General features: G+C 47.6%; 17 protein-coding genes. 8 read left to right on the top strand and 9 right to left on the bottom strand.

Annotated elements, in window-relative coordinates; all coding sequences use genetic code 11:
* Nucleotides 1-68: 68 nt before the first annotated feature.
* The 7 genes from plsX (at nt 69) to QUA04_RS16540 (ending at nt 7,208) form a co-directional block, all read left to right on the top strand.
* Complete coding sequence (gene plsX / locus QUA04_RS16510; RefSeq protein ID WP_333258402.1) at nt 69-1,118, top strand: phosphate acyltransferase PlsX; 1,050 nt, start codon at nt 69-71, stop codon at nt 1,116-1,118.
* 165 nt (nt 1,119-1,283) lie between these two features.
* Nucleotides 1,284-2,285: a beta-ketoacyl-ACP synthase III gene (locus QUA04_RS16515; protein WP_333258387.1), complete on the top strand. Its 1,002-nt coding sequence runs from the start codon at nt 1,284-1,286 to the stop codon at nt 2,283-2,285.
* A 403-nt stretch (nt 2,286-2,688) separates the two neighbouring features.
* The gene (gene fabD, locus QUA04_RS16520; RefSeq protein WP_333258388.1) at nt 2,689-3,570 is read left to right on the top strand and encodes an ACP S-malonyltransferase; all 882 of its coding nucleotides are present in this window, start codon (nt 2,689-2,691) and stop codon (nt 3,568-3,570) included.
* A gap of 394 nt (nt 3,571-3,964) precedes the next feature.
* Nucleotides 3,965-4,678: a PspA/IM30 family protein gene (locus QUA04_RS16525; protein ID WP_333258389.1), complete on the top strand. Its 714-nt coding sequence runs from the start codon at nt 3,965-3,967 to the stop codon at nt 4,676-4,678.
* Nucleotides 4,679-4,688: 10 nt separating this feature from the next.
* Nucleotides 4,689-5,636 (top strand): phosphate ABC transporter substrate-binding protein, encoded by a 948-nt coding sequence (locus QUA04_RS16530; RefSeq protein ID WP_333258390.1) that lies wholly within the window; start codon nt 4,689-4,691, stop codon nt 5,634-5,636.
* Nucleotides 5,637-5,881: 245 nt separating this feature from the next.
* On the top strand, nt 5,882-6,520 hold the full coding sequence (locus QUA04_RS16535; protein WP_333258391.1) for a lysophospholipid acyltransferase family protein: 639 nt from the start codon (nt 5,882-5,884) through the stop codon (nt 6,518-6,520).
* Nucleotides 6,521-6,674: 154 nt separating this feature from the next.
* A complete protein-coding gene (locus tag QUA04_RS16540) occupies nt 6,675-7,208 on the top strand; it encodes a hypothetical protein (protein WP_333258392.1) in 534 nt (177 codons plus the stop codon).
* Between the two features lie 266 nt (nt 7,209-7,474).
* On the opposite strand, the gene QUA04_RS16545 is transcribed toward QUA04_RS16540, so the two are convergent.
* The 9 genes from QUA04_RS16545 to QUA04_RS16585 form a co-directional block, all read right to left on the bottom strand.
* A complete protein-coding gene (locus QUA04_RS16545; protein WP_333258393.1) occupies nt 7,475-8,020 on the bottom strand; it encodes a GAF domain-containing protein in 546 nt (181 codons plus the stop codon).
* A 180-nt stretch (nt 8,021-8,200) separates the two neighbouring features.
* Nucleotides 8,201-8,791 carry a YdcF family protein gene (locus QUA04_RS16550; protein ID WP_333258394.1) on the bottom strand — a complete coding sequence of 197 codons (591 nt, stop codon included), beginning with the start codon at nt 8,789-8,791 and terminating at the stop codon, nt 8,201-8,203.
* Between the two features lie 737 nt (nt 8,792-9,528).
* Nucleotides 9,529-10,359, bottom strand: coding sequence for a GUN4 domain-containing protein (locus QUA04_RS16555; RefSeq protein WP_333258395.1), 831 nt, complete (start codon nt 10,357-10,359; stop codon nt 9,529-9,531).
* 150 nt (nt 10,360-10,509) lie between these two features.
* Nucleotides 10,510-11,652, bottom strand: a complete 1,143-nt coding sequence (locus QUA04_RS16560; protein WP_333258396.1) for a hybrid sensor histidine kinase/response regulator — start codon at nt 11,650-11,652, stop codon at nt 10,510-10,512.
* A gap of 151 nt (nt 11,653-11,803) precedes the next feature.
* Nucleotides 11,804-14,458, bottom strand: a complete 2,655-nt coding sequence (locus QUA04_RS16565) for a GAF domain-containing protein (RefSeq protein WP_333258397.1) — start codon at nt 14,456-14,458, stop codon at nt 11,804-11,806.
* A gap of 14 nt (nt 14,459-14,472) precedes the next feature.
* Complete coding sequence (locus tag QUA04_RS16570; protein ID WP_333258398.1) at nt 14,473-14,700, bottom strand: hypothetical protein; 228 nt, start codon at nt 14,698-14,700, stop codon at nt 14,473-14,475.
* Nucleotides 14,701-15,040: 340 nt separating this feature from the next.
* Entirely contained in the window at nt 15,041-16,174 is a 1,134-nt protein-coding gene (locus tag QUA04_RS16575) for a glycosyltransferase (protein WP_333258399.1), read from the bottom strand.
* Between the two features lie 691 nt (nt 16,175-16,865).
* Nucleotides 16,866-18,014, bottom strand: coding sequence for an NAD-dependent epimerase/dehydratase family protein (locus QUA04_RS16580; RefSeq protein WP_333139230.1), 1,149 nt, complete (start codon nt 18,012-18,014; stop codon nt 16,866-16,868).
* 110 nt (nt 18,015-18,124) lie between these two features.
* Nucleotides 18,125-18,715 (bottom strand): chromophore lyase CpcT/CpeT, encoded by a 591-nt coding sequence (locus tag QUA04_RS16585; protein ID WP_333258400.1) that lies wholly within the window; start codon nt 18,713-18,715, stop codon nt 18,125-18,127.
* A 201-nt stretch (nt 18,716-18,916) separates the two neighbouring features.
* Between QUA04_RS16585 and QUA04_RS16590 the strand changes: the two genes are divergently transcribed.
* A complete protein-coding gene (locus tag QUA04_RS16590) occupies nt 18,917-19,141 on the top strand; it encodes a KTSC domain-containing protein (protein ID WP_333258401.1) in 225 nt (74 codons plus the stop codon).
* Nucleotides 19,142-19,303 lie beyond the last annotated feature (162 nt).

The following is a 19,303-nucleotide window of genomic DNA, read 5'->3' on the forward strand; positions in this document are numbered from 1 at the left end:
ATTCAGACTTCTGGATTCACGCTCCTGACTTCCTGGTAGAATTTTTAGTGTTTCTCAAACATTGGTCAATGGGATCGACACGCGCAAGAATTGCAATAGACGCTATGGGTGGGGATCATGCCCCCGCCGAAGTTGTAGCTGGAGCGCTTAAGGCACAAGAAGAATTAGGCGTAGAGATTTTGCTGGTGGGCGACCCGCAGCAAATAGAAGACTCGCTCCGGCAACAAGACGCGATCGGCCGCGTCTCTAAAGGTCAGCTAGAAATCGTTCCTTCTGAAGGAGCGGTGGAAATGCACGAAGAACCTTTGAGTGCCCTCAAACGCAAGCCCAACGCTTCGATTAACGTAGCGATGAACTTGGTAAAGCAGCAGCAAGCTGATGCTGTGGTGTCCGCCGGTCACTCCGGCGCGGCAATGGCTGCTGCCCTGCTCAGGTTGGGCCGGCTCCCCGGAATCGATCGCCCTGCGATCGGTGCGGTTTTACCGACAATGGTACCGGGCAGCTCTGTACTTATTCTCGATGTCGGCGCTAATGTGGACTGCCGCCCCAAATTTTTGGAGCAGTTCGCTCTTATGGGAACTATTTACAGCCAGTGCGTGCTGGGCGTCGCCGAACCTAAAATCGGTCTGCTCAACATAGGCGAAGAACCTTCTAAAGGCAACGACGCAGCCGTGCGAACCCACCAGTTATTGGTGGACAACCCTAACATTCCTTTTGTGGGCAATGCCGAAGGCCGCGACGTGCTGTCGGGGAAATTCGACGTGATTGTTTGCGACGGGTTTGTCGGCAACGTGTTGTTGAAGTTTGCCGAAGCGGTGGGCGAAGTCGTGGTGCAAGTTCTTAAGGAAGAATTGGCTGCCGGACTCAAAAATCAAATTAGCGCTCCCCTTCTGCAAGAAAGCCTCAAGGGGTTTAAGCAGCGGGTAGACCACGTTGAACATGGTGGCGGTTTGCTATTGGGCGTTGCTGGAGTTTGCATTATCAGCCACGGTTCGTCTCAAGCTGCCTCGATTTTTAATGCCATTCGTTTGGCGAAGGAGGCTATTGACAACCAAGTGCTGGAGCGAATTCGATCGTCCAATAACCAAAGCGCTCTGGAACAAGAAGCTGTGAATTAGAGGCAGTAAGTAGGAATTAAAAATTAAAAATGTAAAATTAAAAATGTCAGCTTAAACCAACTGTTTTGCTTAAAAACAAAGTAACTTCAGCAGTTTAAAAAATAATTTTAATTGGTAGTTTTTAATTTTTAATTTCTCGATCTAACAGCGAGTAAATGGAGAGGAATGTTGCAGCAATCAGGGTTCGGAATTGCCGTCACGGGTAGCGGTTCTTGTACACCGCAGGTTTCGCTGGATAATAACGGTTTGAGTCAGATAGTAGAAACTTCTGACGAGTGGATTGGGGCGCGGACGGGTATTCGCTCCCGCAGGCTGGCGGACGATCGCACTTCTTTGTGCGATTTAGCGTCCGAGGCATCGCTTCAGGCGATCGCAATGGCAGAAATTTCGCCGACAGATATCGATTTGATTATTTTGGCTACTTCAAGTCCTGACGATTTGTTTGGCACTGCCAGTAAAATTCAATATCAATTGGGCGCGACAAAAGCTGTGGCTTTTGATTTGACAGCAGCTTGTTCGGGCTTTGTTTTTGGTTTAGTTACAGCCTCGCAGTTCATTCGGACAGGGGTTTATCAAAATGTTTTGCTGATCGGAGCAGATATTTTGTCTCGCTGGGTGAATTGGTCGGATCGGGGTACTTGCATTCTATTTGGAGACGGTGCAGGTGCGGTGGTATTGCAAGCTTCAGAAGTTGATCGCTTTTTGGGATTTGAAATTCGCAGCGACGGTACGCAAAACTCCTCCCTCAATTTGCCTTACAAAGCCGAGTCAAAAGAATTAATTGAGGGCGTCAACATCGGAGTTGGCGGATTTCATCCCATTACAATGAACGGTCAAGAAATCTATCGGTTTGCTGTGAAAAAAGTGCCGGAAGTAATAGAAAAAGCTATGTTTCGGGCAAATATTAGCGCTGCTGAAATTGACTGGCTGTTGTTGCACCAAGCCAATCAGCGGATTCTTGATGCCGTGGCCCAAAGGCTAAAAATTCCCCCCGAAAAAGTAATCAGCAATTTGGCAACTTACGGCAATACCTCAGCGGCTTCAATTCCCCTGGCCTTAGACGAAGCCGTGCGTCAGGGTAAAGTTAAAGCGGGCGATACAATTGCTGCTGCTGGTTTCGGTGCAGGTTTGACTTGGGGGGCTGCGATTTTTCAATGGGGAAGGTGATATTTCCCGACTGTAAACTTGCCCAGGTGATTGTCGGGAGTTGAACCCTTGATAAATACAAATCCTTTAACACGCTATACACACACAGGGTAAGGTGTACGGCTGCACCCGGAGGACAGGAGTTCTTGACAAGCGGGGCCTGGAAGTGAAAATCCTCTATTCTTCGATCGACTTTCGCCGACTAAAAGGTGGAAAATTTTGTTACTGCTATTAATTTAATTAAAGTAACAAAAAAAATATAAATTTCGTAAAAACTGCAATTATTATGTTATAATTGTGAGTCGCGAGTAGATAGTTCGTTAACCGAAAGATAGCGGATACCAGCGAGCGAACTTAGAAGCGGGAAAGAAAGAATTTTTGCAATCACCAATTAGCAACCACCAATTAGCAGATTACCGGAAAAATGACTAAAACAGCATGGGTATTTCCCGGACAAGGTTCCCAGGCGATCGGGATGGGTGCAGACTTATTAAACTTGCCAACAGCCAAAGCCAAATTTGAGCTCGCTAAAGAAATTTTAGGTTGGTCTGTCTCGGAAGTTTGCCAAAAAGAAGAAGCAAAACTATCTCGGACTCTCTACACCCAGCCTTGCTTGTTCGTAGTAGAAAGTATTTTGACCGACTTAATGCGAGAAAAAAGCGATCGGCCAGCGGTAGTGGCCGGTCACAGTTTAGGAGAATACGTTGCCCTCTACGCAGCAGGCGTCTTTGACTTTGAAACCGGGTTGCGCTTAGTCAAACGCCGCGCCGAACTCATGGACACCACCTCCGGCGGGCAAATGGTGGCTTTGATCGGGTTCGACAGGCAGGAACTAGAATTGCAAATTCAATACAGCCGAGACGTAGTGCTGGCAAACGACAACAGCGAAGCACAAGTCGTGATTTCTGGAACGCCCGCAGCAGTAGAAGAGTTACTCGCCAAAATCAAAGTCAAACGCGCCGTTAAATTGAATGTTTCCGGTGCGTTTCACTCTCCCCTGATGGCATCAGTGGCTGCAGAGTTTCAACTAGCGTTAAAGTCTGCAAGGTTTTCCGATGCTAAAATGCTGGTGCTCTCGAACGCAGAACCGTCAGCCACTACTAGCGCAGCAACTTTAAAGCAGCGGTTGAGTCAGCAGATGACCAAAGGCGTGCGGTGGCGAGAAATTTCCCTGCAATTGCCGCAACAAGGAATCGATCGCGTAGTGGAAATTGGCCCCGGCAAAGTTCTTACAGGTTTGATAAAACGGACTTGTCCCGATTTAGCGCTGGTAAATGTTAGCAGTTTTGCAGATTTGCCGGCTTAATCTATTTTTAACCTGTTATTAAACGGCAGGTTATAAAATTTAGAGTTCATTAGCCCGAAGATTGCCCAAAAACGAATCGCACAACAGGCAAATCCGAATATTGGCTGTTGTGCAACTTGGGGATAGACGATCCAGACATTTAGAAAATATTAATCAAAAATCTAGATATCGATCGACTTGACCGAAAGCATCCAGGATACAAGCCCCCGGATTCATCCGTCCAGAAATAAAAAACCTGTATCCGATGAAACTTGCCCCCCGAATTGATCCGTGGGGTCAATGCTTCAATTCTAAAATCTAAAATCTAAAATCTAAAATCTAAAATCGATTGACGGGGCGATCGACAAATCCTGATGTAGACTAGGCGTAAAAACCAAGCTTATCTGGTGTTTATATGAAAAAAGTTCTTTACTGGTTGATGGGCGACAAGGCAGGCAGAACCATAGTAGGCGCGTGGAACTGGATGTGGGGACTGCCCGTAGAATCTGGCGGCCAGGTGTCGGTGGCGGTAGCCGAAGAGTCGCTGCGATCGATGCAAGAATCAGTGCAAAAGCTAGCTGCAGCAGTCTCCACCCAAGTTGCAGCCTACCAGCGCGCCAAAACTAAATATGAAGAAAAAGTTAGGGAAATGCAAACCGTAGAGCGCCAAGCCATCACAGCCCAGCGCAACGGCAACGAAGAAGCAGCCCGCTTAGCAATGTCGAAAGTAATTCAGACAGAACAAATTCTGCCGCAGTTAGAAGCCCAAGTAAAACAAGCCGAACAGTTCGTGAATTCTTCCAAAGACAAGCTAAATCGAGAACGGATGAAGCTGGAAGCCTACAAAACCGATATGCAAAATATGAAAGATATGGCAGAAATTAACGAAGCCCTTCGAGCCATATCCAAAGTCAACAACGACCTCAGTATCGATTCAGCTCGATCGCAATTTGAGCAAGCCAAAAACGCCGTCCACGGCCGCAATCTCCAACAGCAAGCTTTAGCAGAGCTATCTGAGAACCCCCAAGAAAGACTTCAGGCAGAATTAGAAAATATGACCTTAGATGATGAAGTTAATCGCAGGCTACAAATGTTAGACGGCTCCAACAACAAAGAACTTCCCAGCTAAGGAGAATTTTATGGCTAAGAGCGGGCCTCCCCCCATAGTTTTTATTCTGTTATTTCTGTTGCTCGCCGGTGGCGGTTGGTTCTTTTTTCTCAACAAACCAGCATTGCAAGATGTTAGTAACAATCCCCCCACTCCCATACCCGCAGGCGGTGGTGGGGCCAATCTGCCTCCCGTCGCGCCAGTAGTCGGCGGTGCTTCCCCTGTTGCAGCTACTTCCTTTGCGCTTCCAGCTTCCGTGCCTGCGGGTACGGCGGTGAGAATTGACGGTTCCACCAGCATGGTGACAATCAATCAGAACCTCAAGAAAGGCTTTCAAGGCAAGTTTTCCGGCACGACAGTCGATACCAAAGCGAACGGTTCTGAAAAAGGAATTCAGGATTTGGCGGCGGGAACAGCCGATATTGCAGCGGTATCGCGACCTTTGACGGCTAAAGAACAAGGTCAGGGTTTGGCTGCTGTGCCCGTTGCCCTAGATACGATCGCCCTCGTAGTTGGCGTGAACAACCCCTTCAAAGGAGGTTTAACTTCCGCTCAAGTACAAGATATTTTCAAGGGAAATACTCAAGACTGGTCGAAAGTCGGCGGCCCGGCGGGCCCGATTAAAGTGATAAATCGACCCGAAGTTAGCGGCACTCACCAAACGTTTAAAGAACAAGTGCTCTCTGGCGCTAATTTTGGCACGGGGCCGAATATCACTAAGCTCGATCGAGATGCGACAACTCCCCTGCTGCAAGCTTTAGGCAACAACGGCATTGGCTATGCGACTTTCGCTCAAGTAGCCAATCAGAAAACTGTGCGCGTTGTTCCGGTCAACGGTGCGACGCCGGATGCTGGTAACTATCCTTACAAGCGGCAGTTGTACTACGCTTACAAAAATCCTCCCAGCCAAGCAGTTAAGGATTTCTTGGGCTACGCGACTTCTTCGGAAGGACAGAAAGCCATGCTGGCTGGAAATTGAGCCTTTGCAGAGTTTTGACATTCAGGAATTCGCCAGAATAAATTCTGGCGCTACACAAGCAAATAGTCCGCCAGAATAAATTCTGGCGCTACACAAGCAAAGTCCGCCTGCGCGGACTACATTCTTCAGTCCGCGCAGGCGGACTTCGTTTGACTCGCGATAGCGGTTTAAACCGCGGAATAATCTCAAACGGACTCGATCTGATAGGCTAATATGCGATGTAATTTAAAATCTAAGGTTTTTCTGTGAGCAAAAGTCGCGAACCAGTCGAAAGTTTACTTCTCTACTATTTATTCAAATGGTCAATTGTCAGCCCGATGCTGCACCTGTACTTTCGCGGCCGCATCTACGGTGCAGAAAATGTTCCGACAGAAGGGCCGCTGGTGGTAGTCAGCAATCACGCCAGCGATTTTGACCCGCCGATTTTGTCTAATTGCATGAGGCGGCCCGTCGCATTTATGGCAAAGGAAGAGTTATTTAAAGTTCCTATTTTGAAGCAGGCAATTACGCTTTACGGTGCTTATCCAGTGAAGCGGGAAAGTGCCGATCGCAGTGCAATTCGATCGGCTATCAATTCTTTGGAAAATGGCTGGGCGACGGGTGTATTTTTGCAGGGAACTCGCACCCCAGACGGCAGAATTACTGAACCGAAATTAGGTGCTGCGCTAATAGCTGCTAAGGCAAAAGCGCCACTGTTGCCTGTTAGTTTATGGGGAACTCACGCGATTTCGTCGAAAGGTTCGGGAATGCCGCGTCCGGTGCCGCTGACGGTGCGAATTGGCAAGCTAATTGAAGCGCCCGGTTCTTCGGATCGCGAGGAGTTGCAAGCGCTGACTGAAAGATGTGCGATCGAGATTAATGCCATGCACGATTTGGGTCGCTGATTTTATAACTTTTGTTGCTGTTTTTCAGATTATATCTACAGATAGATGAATGCTGAAGATAAACATCGAAAAATATCAATATAAGTGATTGAAAACAAGCGCAATAATTAGGCTTGAATTTGAGTTTAATTTGACAGGAGATAAGAAGAAAGATATGGTAACAAGCAATCAAACCCGTGCGTTGGGATTGTTTTCTAACCGCGAAGATGCCGAGCAAGCTCTGACAGAATTGAAATCTTCCGGGTTTCCAATGGATAAAGTTTCCGTTGTTGGTAGGGATGCAGGCGAGTCTGTAGGCCATACTCAAACGATCGCTCAAGTGGGCGATAAAAATCTAGACACAGGATCAGGAGTGGTAGCAGACACTCTGACAAATAGTGCTTTAGCCACCGTGCTAGTGGGTCTCGGAAGTTTAGCTATTCCCGGAATCGGGCCGATGATTGCAGCGGGCACTTTGGGCGCCGCACTGGTGGCTAGCGTAGCAAGCACTGGCGTCTCGGCGGCGGCTTTCGGTGGAGTGGTGAAGGCCTTGACTGACTTGGGAATTCCCGAAGAAACAGCTAGAATTTACACCGATCGCCTGCACGCCGGCGATTATTTGGTGGTAGTAGATGGCACTGAGGATGATATTAGTCGGGCTCAAGGGATTTTCAGCGGTCGGGGCATTCAAAATTGGGGCGTTTTTTAAACAGGAATTGTGCATTAAACTCTATCTATAGGGCGATGCACACCTCACCATTGGTGAGAACAATCAGCTCAAATTTACTACCCGACTTTTGTTTAAAAATTAGCCCATCGATCCCCCCTAACTTAAAAAGGGGGGAACAGGAAACGGTGTTTCGTCTGCAGGGAAGGGGATTGAGATTGGGCTAAAACCACGATCTAGACGTGGTTTTAGTCTTAAGTTGACATTCATTCATTGCCCACCCCTCCCTACAAGTCAATTATTGATTTTTATGGCTGATCTTTTGATGCTGAGGCGGTGACATAAGCGACAGCTAAAGGCGAAATTTTGTCTGTAACTGCTGCGATAACTTGGCGATCAAAGTCAGTCCAAACTCTGGGGCGATCGAACATACAAGGCTGCAAAACCCCCCACAATAAGCCGTCAGCACAAAGATGAGCGTGAATTAAAGCTCGATGTCCGAAATTTTTTGCCTCAAAATCTTTGTTGACAACTTCAGGAGTTGCTGTTTCAACATCCTCAACAAAAACCGACTGTTCAGTTCGCAAAGCTGCTGCAAACAAAGGGTCTTCTTCCCCTAAAGATTCTGGTTCTTTTTTCCATTCCGCGTCCCAAACCTCGGGATAGTTTGAGTTGCGACGCCAGCAGTAAGGTACTCTGCCCATTTGGGTTTCAGGATTGCGGAGGTAGAGAAAGACTCGATCGCAATTTAACACCTCGCCTAACGCCGGCACCAAAGCCGAAAAAACAGCATCCGGCGTTTTGCTGTCACTCAAAATTTGCTCTAGAACTTGCGGCAGAATTTGGTCGGTCATTAACTTTAGCTTTTGAAGTTCATCTACTAATTTTAAACTACTCCTTCTTTTCTTTTCTCTTCTCTTCTTTTAGGCATTTGCTATCAGCGTTTTCCCGGTGCTTTAAATCGCTATAAAAGACAAGTTTTAAAACCAGAGGGAATGGAAAAAAATTAAAAATTGCTCAATCCTTCCCTTGGTTTATTGAATTCTCGCTTGGGTGAAGTTAGCACCTGTATAACCAGTTGTCAGCCAAAGAATAGCCCTAGCGCCGTCGCGAAGAGCTTTTTGCACCGGTTCGGGGGTTCGCCCAGACGGAACTGCCACAGGCTTAAAACTAATGCCTCGACTGCCGAGGACGATTTCGCCGATAATCTGAGCTCGCCGCATATGATCGTCAGAAGTGATCAGATACACGCTCTCAATCCCTTGAGCTTTCAATTCATCTACCAGGGTGGTAAAATTTGTTACCGTATCGACCGCTCTGTAGTCTAAGTGCAGGCGATCGGACTCAATTCCCGCTTCTGAAAACACCCATTCCGCGAACTCGGGATTGCTGCCAGACGACACCCAAATCGGCAATTCAGGATGAGCCCGAGCAAATTTGGCTGCAAACACCTCTCGCTCCGTAGCCCCACCTAGAACTAACAAAGCTTGGGGTCTCTGAAATTCGCTCTTAACCTGCTGATAGCCAAACCAACACGCCATCAAAAGCCCTACTAGGAACCAAAAACTGCGTGAAGTCTTCAAAGGCTTGTAACGCTGCGTGTTTGAACTGATTCTTAACCACATCTAAACCTATAAAAATTTTATGTAACTCACAAAGGAACCATAACAAAAAATACCGCACCTATAGCCCACTAACAGGAATTAAAAATTAAAAATTAAAAAAGGGTCGGGGGATCATAGATTTTAGATTTTAGATTTTAGATTTTAGATTTTAGATTAACTCTACGCTTGTGGTGGGACTTAAACAGGTGATTTGAGATTTTAGATTTCAGATGTAAGATTTCACATGGGCCTCTATAGAGGTTCTGCGTAAGTTCTCGTCTTCAAGCAAATATTCGTCCTTGGGCGAATTCGTTAGCGGATATGCAAAAAAGAGGGGCAAAACTAAGCTTACCCCTCCTGCTTTTAATTTTTCTTGATTTTTAACGGGACTGGCCGGGTTCGAACCGGCGACCTAGCGCTTCAGATTTGTGTGAGTTTCCCCACTCTCTGGACTATACCTTCACCATATGCTTGCAGCTTTTAGGTGGTGACCGTCTAGTCTCTAAACCTTCCTGATTTCAATATAGGCGATTGTTTAATCGCCATGAACTCAGGCTTGGCTTGGTATTGCCTTAGAGTCATAGGAACCCACGAACTCTTTAGGTTTCACCAAATTTGACCACATTCACTCCCAGAGTTTCCTCACAGGGTGCCCGATTCTTCAGGAGGCGCTTGCTCTATCCATCTGAGCCACAGCCCCAGTTGCTAAACCGTTTTGATTATAGCAGTTAATGTCGATTTTGATTTTTTTTTGATGATTACCGATCGCCAGTTGCGAGTTTCGCAGCGATGCGGGCAAAGTTTTCTGCTGCGGTGAGTTTACCAGCACCGTAACAGGCGCGCTGTCTCCATGCGGTGACGGGGAGATGTCCGGGGGGAGCATCTTCGTTGAAGGAGAGCTCGCTGTAATATTTCCAATTTTCCTTGACTCGCCAGCCGACTCGATCGCAAAATTCAGTATAATTTGCCTCGGTACTTTCCCAAATCTGCTGCTGCACGCTCAACCCGAACCGCCCGCTGCTGTATTGTTGCCAAAGTTGGTCGATCGTGCGAAGGTCTGTAGGAGGAAAACTGTCAATATCGGCTGCACTCAGCCAGCCTTCGTCTTCCCTGACAGCGATTTTCAGCAAGATTTCCCAAGTGTGTTCATCAGCTTTGCGCCATTTTCCGGTTTCTAATAGCTTTGTAAGTTGGCGGTAGTCCATCCCGACTTCGGAGATAGCCGGAGTTGAGTCAGGTATGGCGCCGATTTTGTCTTCTAGTCGCAGTAGAGTGCTGACAATCAATTCTGGGTTTAGTTGTTCGAGGCGGTACAGAACCCATTCTAACTGAGATTGAATGTATGTGCGGGCGATCGCACCTTGCTGCACTTCCCCCTGCAACTCATCAAATTTAGCTAACCAATTTTGTTGATTGCGGGCCAATTCCCACATTTGTTTTGCCCACTGCAATCTAACTTGTTCTTTTTTTAAATAAGTTTTGGAAGGCTTAGCACGCTGCGGGTAGGGAGTCAAATCCCAGCCGCAAATCGAGCACAACTCTGCTTTTTCTTCTATGTATTCAGCACCGCACACTGGACAGTTAGACATATCGCCATCAATTCGGTTGCCAAGTCATTATATGACATCTGGTAAATTAACCATAATTCGATTAGGTACGCACTTCGCACGCTACAATTACAGTTTATCTGTAGTAATGTGCGCCTTTCGCACCCCAAACTTAGAGTTAATTATCCCGATCTAACAAGGCAAGCGAATAGTAAACAAACTGCCTTTGCCCAACTCTGATTTTACCTCGATCGTGCCGCGGTGAGCTTCGACAATTTGCCGACAGAGGTGTAGTCCCAAACCTGTACTGGATCTCCTGTGAGTTCCCGAGCCAAACCTTTCAAATAACTTGGCTTTTTCGCTGGGAGAAAGGCCGGCACCGGTGTCTTTGATTTCTATAATTACCCATGCCAGCGGTTGGTTTTTGAAGCTCGTATAAGCAGGTGAATTGGCAGCTTTTAAGCTGACATCTATTGAGCCGTTGTCGGTGAATTTAATCGCATTTCCGATGAGATTTGTCAGCAAGCGGTGCAGTTCCAGACGATCGCCCGGATACTTCGCAATCGGTGCACTTTCTGCACTTTCTGTCAAGTCTAAATTTATTGACAAACCTTTAGCATCCGCTAGGGGAGCGAGTTCTTCAGCTACCTCAGTAATAAGCTGGCGCAAGTCCACGGGAGCGAAACTTAGGGATTTGGCGCCTGCTTCGTAGCGGTAGACTTCCAGCAGCATATTTACGAGCGCAATCAGGTTTTTGTTGCTGCGAACCATCGTCCCGAAAGCGTCGCGCATCTCAGGCGAAATTTCTCCCAAAGCTCCCTGCTGCATTAAACTTAGCATTCGATCGGCTGCTACGAGGGGCGTCCGCAAGTCGTGAGCGAGTCGGGAGACAAAATCTTCGCGCTGGAGGGCGATCGAATTGCGCTCGTCTACGCTGTGCTTTAGCCGCAGGAGCGATCGAACCCTCGCCAGCAGTTCGTCCATTTCGACTGGTTTGCGGATGAAATCGTCTGCTCCCATGTCCAATCCCTGCACTACGCTCGCACTGTCGTGAGCAGTGATCAGCAAAATCGGCATAAAGGGCAATTCCTTATTGTCTCGGATTCGTTTAGTGACTTCGTAACCATCCATTCCCGGCATCATCACGTCTAGCAGTACCAAATCCGGGGCTGACTTGTCAATTTGACTCAAGGCAGAAAAGCCGTTCTCGGCCGTGCTAATTTCGTAACCTTCTTCTTCTAGGATTGTCTGAACCAACAAAACATTATCTGGTGCATCGTCTACCACCAGAATGCGATCAGCTTTTGTGGCATTCGGAACAGATAAATAACTCATTTAATTGCTAGCCTGGAAATAAATACTAAACTTTAATATGGCATCCGACTTATGATTTCACATTTTTATACTTGTTAACTCTGTCATAAGGAAGATCTCACACCTTTATCAAATCTTTTTACTTTTGATCACTCGGGTGTAATATAATCTACTACTTGGATGTCATCGTATGCACGCCGTCCCAATCATCGGGCGGAGGTACTTCCAAATAGCTCAGGGATCGGTCGAGGTGAACTTCCACAGGTCGATCGCTCGGTCGCATTGCTAAAGCCGCTTCAAAATAACTAATAGCTTTCTGAAAATTTCTAGCAATATAAGCTTCCCTACCGTTACTGTAAAGTTCCAAAAACCGAAGGGTTTCCCCATCAATGGGTTCAGAACTATTTTGCAGCAACTCGTAAATACCCACTGGCTGATTTTTGCCCTTAACTCGCACCTTGTCTAACTCTCGCACCCAAATTCTTTCGCGGCACAAACTGTATGTAAATTCGCTCAAGATTATATCGCATCCGTACTCCTTTGTAAGCTGTTCCAATCGCGAACTCAAATTCACCGCATCCCCGATTACCGTGTAATCCATTCGCTTTTGAGAACCAATATTTCCCGAAACCACCTCTCCGGAACTAATCCCAATTCCGAAGCGAAACGGCTCTGCACCGGGGCGAGAATCATTAAACTCTTTCAAACGGCGGCGCATATCTAAAGCCGACTGAACCGCCATCCAACCGTGACTTTCCGGGGGATTCAGCGACAGGGGCGCGCCGAACACCGCCATTAAAGCATCGCCGATAAACTTGTCTAAAGTGCCTTCATAGGGGAAAACGGCCTCCACCATCGTCTCAAAATATTCGTTCAGCAGGGATACCACCTCGGACGCTCCCAGATTTTCGGTCAGCGTGGTGTAGCCACGAATGTCGGAAAATAAAATAGTCACTTCTTTGCGTTCGCCCACCATCATGGCGCCTTCTCCCAAGGCCATGACTTTATCTACGACCCCAGGAGTCAGGTAGCGGTACATCGTATTTTTCATCCGCTTTTCGCGGCTGATGTCTTCGAGTACCACTAAACCGCCGCGCACGCCACCCTCTGGATTGATCAGCGGGTTGACAGTCAAATTCAAACTACGTTCAATTACTTTAATTCTAGAGGCGGGGATGGGCAGCGGACAATAAGGGTGATACAGGGCAGAATTTCGCAGCGCAAATAGAGATTGGGCATTAGCTAATTCTGCCAGCGCTACTTCCTCAGTCCACGCGCTGTTTTCGCCCCAAGCGTAATATAAATTCGGATCGGCGCGATCGGGCACGGCCAAAATATAACTTTCTTCTTCTTCTTCTTTTTGTTGGGAATTTAACGTTTTTTCTACCAACAGTCCCACAGTTAAACTTTGTTCGGGAACGTAATGTCGGGCAGCATTTTTGAGACTGTCTTCTAGTCGAAATTGCAAATTGTCGATCGGCACCACTTCCCAAACATAGCGATTCACCAGTTTATCTTCCCAAATCTGGGGATTGTGTTTGCTTTTAGCTTGATTTACTGGACAGCCCAACAATTCTAGGGCTGCTTCGTTGATCGTCACAACTCGCCCCTTCAAATCCGTGGAAATCACTGCATCAGATAGACTTTGCAGCATATCTTTTTGATACTGCTTTTCCACCATCACGTTCTGAAACAGTTGAGAATTTTGCAACGCCATTCCCGCTTGGGAATTAAACGCTCGCAAAAACTCTTCGTCAGAAGGGGTGAAAGTACCTTGGTTCTTATTAATTAGCTGAGTCACCCCGATCAGCTCACCTTTAGCGTTGTGCACCGGCATACACAAGACAGTGCGAGTGCGGTATCCCGTTTGCCTGTCAGTAGAAGGGTCAAAGCGGGGATCGTCGTAAGCATCTGTAATATTTAGAGGTTGACCAGTCGAAGCCACGTAGCCAGCAATTCCCTTATTAGCAGGAATGCGGAGATCTACCATCGTTTTGCCGTCGGCCTTGGCGACTTTTGTCCAGAGTTCGTTAGTTTCCCGATTTAACAAGAATAGCGTGCTGCGATCGGCCTGCATCAAGTCGCGAGCTTGATCCATTACAGAGCGCAAAGTTGTTTCCAAGTCAAGACTTTGACCCAAAGTCGTGGTGGCTCTCAACAGTGCGGCAACCCCTCGCTGGTTGCGGGCGACGACGTAGAAAGACTGACAGCTTTCGAGAATAATCCCGATCGAATCTGCAAAAGCCTGGAACTGCTCTTCGTCTTCCTCGGTAAAGGGGGCATCGCCAGCTTTATTTAACAGTCTGACCACCGCTACGGGTTCGTGTTGGCTCTTGCTGCTAAAAATCGGCATACAGAGGATGGTTTCGATCTGGTAGCCCGGTGGTTCGTCTACTTCGGTATTAAAATACTCGTGCGATCGAGCTTCGGCGACATTGATCGATTTTCCGGTTGTTGCTACGTAGCCTAAAATGCCTGCATCCATCGGCAAGCGCACTTCTACATCCTCGCCCGTAAGTGGATCGACTGTTTTGTGCCACAGTTGATTTTTGTTCGAGTCAACCAAAAAAATTGTTGTCCGGTCTGCTTGCAAAATTTGACCAATTTTGACAGTGAAGGCATCTAAAAGTTGCTCTAAGAGACTTTCGAGTGCTTCATTGTTAATCAGGTCCATCGCCCGGATAAATTGCTGAAATTCAGCCGTGATAAAGTCCAGCAGGCACACTAATTCAGGAACTGGCAGGCTCTTAACACGGGAGGTCAATGCCCCCATAAAATTGACTTGAGTCAGTGTAGCCAGAACGCTACCAGTATTGGAGAATGTCATGATTAACTGCTTGCTCAGAGGGATAGACTGACCGCAGGTCGATCGACGCTAGATGCGACGGCGGTGCAAACTCTTGAATTTGTTTGCAAGCGCATCGGCACTCGCTTGTCGCTTTGATGAATCGTGAGTTCAAAAGTGGCGCACGCAACTTCAGTTGGCTTGTTATGTATACTCGATCGATCTTTTTTACAACCTCGATACTGATGAGGGTTCGTCAATTCAAGCTGAACTTGAGTTCGCAAAACTGCTAGCCTGAAAATTAGGTGACAGGCTTTAGTTTGATCGAGAGTGCAGTGTGGATTTGACGCTCTGTGCTCGGCCCCAGCGCGCGGTGTGACAGTTTTAGCGCACTCGGCGACCGTATCCGGTCAGGTAAAGGGCGCTATGAAAGCAGCGCGCAAGGCATTCCTACAGAGCTTACTCATAGTTTAATGGTAAACGCAACAGCAGGATAACGACGGTAATTTATGCAGCAAAAAAGTTCGATCGGTCTTTGAAAACATCCCTCCTCACTACCAACTGACGATCGAACAGCGAAGCTAAGCTGGCGGTGATGTTTAAAGGTGCTACAGATCCTGAAATTTAGGCCGCTCTGGGCATGGACTCGGCAAACACCAATGATTGATAGTACCGCTGCAGTTGTGCGGCGGCGGCGGCCCAACCCCAGCGTTCGGCTTCTCGGCGAGCGTTATGGCGCAGGGTTTCCCGTTCTTGGGGATTCGCAAACAGACGCTGGGTGGCGGCGAGTGCTCCTTCTTCGTCGGCGGGGTCAAATAAATATCCGTTAACACCGTCGGTGACGATATCGGGAATTCCGCCGCTGCGCGCCGCCACTACAGGCGTCCCCGCAGCCATTGCTTCTAGGAGCACTAAGCCCAGGGTTTCGGTGCGGGAGGGAAAAATGAAGGCGTCGGCCGATGCGTAAGCTCTTGCTAGTTCTTGCCCCTTAAGGTAGCCGACAAAATTGGTGGGTGTACCGGCAAAATATTGTTCAAGGGTTTGCCGATGCGGGCCGTCTCCCACTAAGGCAAGGCGGGCATCAGGAATCGCTGCGAGGACTGGTTTGATGCGTTCGATTTCTTTTTCTGCACCGAGGCGGCCGACGTACAGCAGCAGGGGACTATCTGGGTTATTTGCAGAAAGGCGCGATCGCATTTCTCGACTTGCCAATTCTGGGACAAACATTTCAGTATCTACGCCGCGCTGCCACAAATCTACTCGATCGATCCCGTGGCTTCTGAGTTCTTCCACCATTGCTGTAGAAGTACACAAATTCAGTTCTGCTTGGTTGTGGGCTCCTTTTAGCAATTCCCACAATAAAGGTTCGAGGACTCCGAAACCGTAGTGGTGCAAGTATTTCGGCAAATGCGTGTGGTAAGAAGCCAAAATCGGAATGTTGAACTTTTTTCCGTAATATATACCGCCCAATCCCAAAATAGCGGGATTGACAACGTGAATAATATCCGGTTTAAACTGCTCTAATTGGCGACCGACAGCCGGAGAAGGAAGTGCCATTTTCAGTTCCGGGTACATCGGCAAAGGCAAACCCTCCACACCGTAAACTCGGGCACCTTTGTATTCTTTAATCCCATAATCTGGAGAAAATATCAGAACTTGTTCGCCCGCGCGCTGCAAGTTATCTACCGTGTGAATCAGTCTGGTGACAATGCCGTCTATTTTCGGCAGGAAAGTTTCAGTGAAAAGAGCGATTCTCATAATAAATTGTTTAGGAAACCGATGATAATCCTAGCCTCTGGAAGATGTCGGGGTCGATGACAGGATACACTGTCTCGCCGCGAGTCAGCAATTGCGTGCGATCGGCTACTTTTCTACGCTTCCTCATTGAGTTTCACCGTCGCTAATTCCGAGCGAGAGGTTTTTGGGGTAAGATGCAAATTCCCTGAATGCCAATTGATACAATTATCCCACCTAAAAGCAATCCCACACCTTCGGCAAAGCAATTAATTCTGTGAATTTCCGGCGCTGTTCTAACAATTGATATTTCTGTTTCCGCAGCAAAACGCGCTTCGCTAACGGGCGGGGTAATTTTGATAACTCGCCGTTAGTGCAGCCCATTCCGGTATTAAATAATAAGCACAAACTACATGGGCCCAAAATTACGGCAGAAAAACCAAAAGCAACAGAATCAGCCTTCGACTTTCCACGGCATTTATTCCCAAAAAGCCAGCAGTAAAAACCTTATGCCATTTTGCAACTAAGCGCAGAGGACGCAGAGAACACGGAGCAAAAGATCAAAAAGATAGATATGAAAAAAGTAATCTACAGCGAAATCGATTCAGAACTTGCGAACCCTTCTCCTCTCTTCCCTTCTTTTCTCTTACTTCGCGCCCTTCGCGCCTTCGCGGTTCGTTAAAAAATCTCTTATCCCGCAGGTAGATACCAGAACTTACTTCCAAGAAACCTTCGGCAAAATCTGATTTTTATCGACACGGTGCTGATATTTTGTGGCAAAATTCAGCAAAGAATCGAGCAGGGAATCTGAGAGGTAGTGCGGTTGCAAACCGAGGTCTAGCAAATTGGTGTTTTTGGCATTGAAATAATGTTCTTCTTTCTCGACTCTGGGATTTTCGAGGTGGTTGATTTCTACTTTTAATCCCATTGCCATGCCTGCTTTTTGCACCAAGGAGGCTAAGTCGCCGACGCTGAATTGTTCGGTGAATTGGTTGAAGACGCGGAATTGTCCGGCTTCGGCAGGGTTGGCGATCGCCAATTCCACGCACCGCACGGTATCCCGAATGTCTAAGAAGCTGCGGGTTTGTCCGCCAGTGCCGTAAACTGTCAGAGGATGACCGATCGCTGCTTGGATGCAAAATCTGTTCAATGCCGTACCGAATACTCCGTCGTAGTCCAAACGGTTGATCAACAGTTCGTCCATGCCGGTTTCATCTGTGAGCACGCCGTAGACTACGCCCTGATTTAAGTCGGTGGCTCTTAAACCCCAGATTTTGCAAGCAAAATGGATGTTGTGGGAGTCGTGGACTTTTGACAGGTGGTAGAAACTGCCCGGTTGTTTGGGATAAGGTAGTGTATCCTTGCGGCCGTTGTGTTCGATCGTAATGTAGCCTTCTTCAATGTCAATATTCGGCGTGCCGTATTCGCCCATTGTCCCCAATTTCACTAGGTGACAATCGGGGAAGTCTTCGCGGATGGCGTACAGCAGGTTGAGTGTCCCGACGACGTTATTGACTTGGGTGAGGACTGCGTGTTCGCGATCGATCATTGAGAAAGGTGCCGAACGCTGTTCGCCGAAATGGACGATCGCCTCTGGTGCAAATTTTCTCATGCTTTTGCTGAGAAAATCGTAGTTGGTGATGTCACCGACGAACAAGTCGATCGACTTGCCCGTTAAATCTTGCCATCGCTGGAGTCGTTGCTGAATCGGTGCGATGGGAGTGAGGGTGTCGCTGCACAGTTCCAGATCCCAGTGCCGCCGCACGAAGCTGTCGAGGATGCCAACTTCGTAACCCTTGTTAGAAAGGTAGAGTGCGGTTGCCCAACCGCAATAGCCATCGCCACCAATAACCAGGACTTTCATAAATCAACGGTGAATCTTGCTTGCCAATACTGGGTTAATGTACCAGGTATTGGTGCATTCTGAACCTTTAATCAAGCGTGTTCGCCCAGGAAGGAGTCTGTTTTTTTAGATTAAACCGGAATTTCGTCGGCGAAACTGGCCCGGCGGGTGAATTCAAAAGGGCCGGCCTGGGCTCCCCAGACGTGGGCATCGGTTTCGGGGTCACGTCCGCGATCGTGGCTAATAAATTTGTCTTGGTCAATCTCGAATTCGCTGTCTAGATAGGTTTTTTTGCCCTTTCTGACCACCATGCAGCCTTTTCCGGGTTCGACAGACCCTTTGAAGCTGTTGCCCGTCCACTGCGTAATAAAGGTGCAGCCGGGAAGCAGTGTCAGTTGTGCTTTTTTGATTTCTTGCAGCCGTTGCGGGTCGCGGGAAGCGCCGTAGAATTGTTCTTCGTTTTCTATGGCATAATTTTCGATGTCGATTCGATCGCCCACCGGGACTAATTTCAAAACTCGGACTCGGTACGGTACATTCAGTTCAATATCGTAGGCTTGTTCTAGGTACAAGCTGATCCCATCCAGAACTTCGACGGGCAAAGGTCTCATGCAGACGCGGATGTGGGCGAAGAATGGCGGGTTTTCAAATGCTTGGGCTTGGTTGCTGAAATCGGCGGCCATCCAGCGGGCGAGGGTGACGATATCGGTGGAATGAGTCATTTCGATTTTAGATTTTGGATTTTAGATTTTAGATTGGGGGCCTGGTAAAAATTATTTTAGGGGAAATAAGGCGCGATCGCGCGCTACATCCCGGACTTCTGCGAAGTCGAGGATCTGGGTATTGTGTTTTTTTAGGCGGGCCAACTTAAATTGCAGGGCGATCGGCTATAAATATTTACAGAAAAGCATCGCAGAATTACCATGAAACTACAACCTGTTGAATCTAGCATGATCCAATCTGCTGGTTATGACGAGGAAAGCTACACCCTCGAAGTTGTTTTTAATAGTGGCAAAACCTATCGATACTTTGAAGTTCCCAAGAGTGTCTACTTGGAACTGATGCAATCCGAGTCCAAAGGTAGTTATATGCTATCTGACGTTATTGATTGTTTTCCCTATGAACAAGTAAAGAAACGGCGACGATAAGTACAGAATTAATCTCTGCTTGCGATACTTCTCATTTTCAAGGCGCATAAACCTCAGATTTAGCGTTCTTCTCAAGATATTGCTGATAAGCTGTTCGACATCTAAACTGCATTAACTCGCGTTACCTTTGTTTTTGATGTTTCGGTTCCATTTCATAATTAA

This window comes from Microcoleus sp. S13_C5 (assembly GCF_036700845.1).
Taxonomy (GTDB): domain Bacteria; phylum Cyanobacteriota; class Cyanobacteriia; order Cyanobacteriales; family Microcoleaceae; genus Microcoleus.

Excerpts from the sequence above, each read along its gene's own strand:
- QUA04_RS16530 (WP_333258390.1), top strand. The coding sequence starts at position 4,689 with ATGGCTAAGAGCGGGCCTCCCCCCATAGTTTTTATTCTGTTATTTCTG.
- QUA04_RS16550 (WP_333258394.1), bottom strand. The coding sequence starts at position 8,791 with ATGTGGTTAAGAATCAGTTCAAACACGCAGCGTTACAAGCCTTTGAAG.
- plsX (WP_333258402.1), top strand. The coding sequence starts at position 69 with ATGGGATCGACACGCGCAAGAATTGCAATAGACGCTATGGGTGGGGAT.
- QUA04_RS16580 (WP_333139230.1), bottom strand. The coding sequence starts at position 18,014 with ATGAAAGTCCTGGTTATTGGTGGCGATGGCTATTGCGGTTGGGCAACC.
- QUA04_RS16545 (WP_333258393.1), bottom strand. The coding sequence starts at position 8,020 with ATGACCGACCAAATTCTGCCGCAAGTTCTAGAGCAAATTTTGAGTGAC.
- QUA04_RS16560 (WP_333258396.1), bottom strand. The coding sequence starts at position 11,652 with ATGAGTTATTTATCTGTTCCGAATGCCACAAAAGCTGATCGCATTCTG.
- QUA04_RS16575 (WP_333258399.1), bottom strand. The coding sequence starts at position 16,174 with ATGAGAATCGCTCTTTTCACTGAAACTTTCCTGCCGAAAATAGACGGC.
- QUA04_RS16590 (WP_333258401.1), top strand. The coding sequence starts at position 18,917 with ATGAAACTACAACCTGTTGAATCTAGCATGATCCAATCTGCTGGTTAT.
- QUA04_RS16565 (WP_333258397.1), bottom strand. The coding sequence starts at position 14,458 with ATGACATTCTCCAATACTGGTAGCGTTCTGGCTACACTGACTCAAGTC.
- QUA04_RS16525 (WP_333258389.1), top strand. The coding sequence starts at position 3,965 with ATGAAAAAAGTTCTTTACTGGTTGATGGGCGACAAGGCAGGCAGAACC.
- fabD (WP_333258388.1), top strand. The coding sequence starts at position 2,689 with ATGACTAAAACAGCATGGGTATTTCCCGGACAAGGTTCCCAGGCGATC.
- QUA04_RS16515 (WP_333258387.1), top strand. The coding sequence starts at position 1,284 with ATGTTGCAGCAATCAGGGTTCGGAATTGCCGTCACGGGTAGCGGTTCT.
- QUA04_RS16585 (WP_333258400.1), bottom strand. The coding sequence starts at position 18,715 with ATGACTCATTCCACCGATATCGTCACCCTCGCCCGCTGGATGGCCGCC.
- QUA04_RS16555 (WP_333258395.1), bottom strand. The coding sequence starts at position 10,359 with ATGTCTAACTGTCCAGTGTGCGGTGCTGAATACATAGAAGAAAAAGCA.
- QUA04_RS16540 (WP_333258392.1), top strand. The coding sequence starts at position 6,675 with ATGGTAACAAGCAATCAAACCCGTGCGTTGGGATTGTTTTCTAACCGC.